The sequence below is a fragment of the Seonamhaeicola maritimus genome (assembly GCF_008056315.1).
GTDB lineage: Bacteria > Bacteroidota > Bacteroidia > Flavobacteriales > Flavobacteriaceae > Seonamhaeicola > Seonamhaeicola maritimus.
This window is the reverse complement of sequence record NZ_VRKQ01000004.1, coordinates 1-936: the sequence shown is the minus strand read 5'-3', so window position 1 is coordinate 936 and position 936 is coordinate 1. Positions and strand designations below refer to the sequence as shown.

At 32.5% G+C, this 936-nt stretch carries 1 protein-coding gene; it reads left to right on the top strand.

The annotated features are described in order from the left end of the window. Positions 1 to 687 (top strand): hypothetical protein (locus FUA22_RS18355; protein WP_170309803.1); only part of this gene is annotated, 687 nt, incomplete at its 5' end. Between the last annotated feature and the right edge of the window lie 249 nt (positions 688 to 936).

The window sequence follows — 936 nt, the reverse complement described above, 5'->3', positions numbered from 1 at the left end:
ATGCCAAACCTTTTAAGAGAGTTGTATTTCTTTATACCAGAGACACAAATCCCAAAGGATATTATTGAAAAGCTAGATGTGTTTAAAAAGCATATAGGTCTTAATACAGTTTATGTCATAGATTACCATAAAGGGCCTATGCTATATACTTCGGATAGAGATGCCATAGAGATCACCATAAAAAGCAGCAAATTAGAAAAGAACCTATTTAATCTTGTTGAAAAAAAGAGTGCCGCAAACCCCATCGAGTTTACATATATATTAGACAAATATTTTGAACTGGTAGAGACCTTATTTTATATCACAGATTGGATGTATACGCACTTAGCAACACATATAAAAGATGTAACTCATGTTAAGGACTTATTCTATTTACAGTTTGTATACTATAAGAAACACTTTGAAGCAGTAGTTAAAACATTTTACCCTAACAGAGCCGCCATTCCTAAAGGTAATTTTAACGCCCACAAAATGATGGACACTTATTTCTCTGATATAAATAATAGTTTGAAGGTGATCGCAACAGCACCAGAGACTAGTAATGTTATTGTTCAAAACAAATCTTTGCACACCACAATAAAAACTTCCAAGAAACCAGCTAAAAAAGTAAAAAAACCACTTGTAACTGAAGTAGAAGCCGAAAGGTTATTACTCCACACATTTTTCAATATTGATAATTTAAATTAGTTTATACGTAAATTAAACGTTTGATTTACGTATAAAGATGAAGAAGACAGAAATATGCACACAATGTGGTGCTGATTACCTACCAAAGAGAAGAGGTTCTCTAAAGGTTTGAACTGTTGCAAGCTTCAAAATGAAGTGTTGCAAGTTTCAAAATGAACCGTTGCTGATTCAAATTGAACCGTTGCTGGTTTCAACTGAACTGTTGATTTCTCAAAATCGAACTGATTTGAACTGTTGATTACTTTTAAT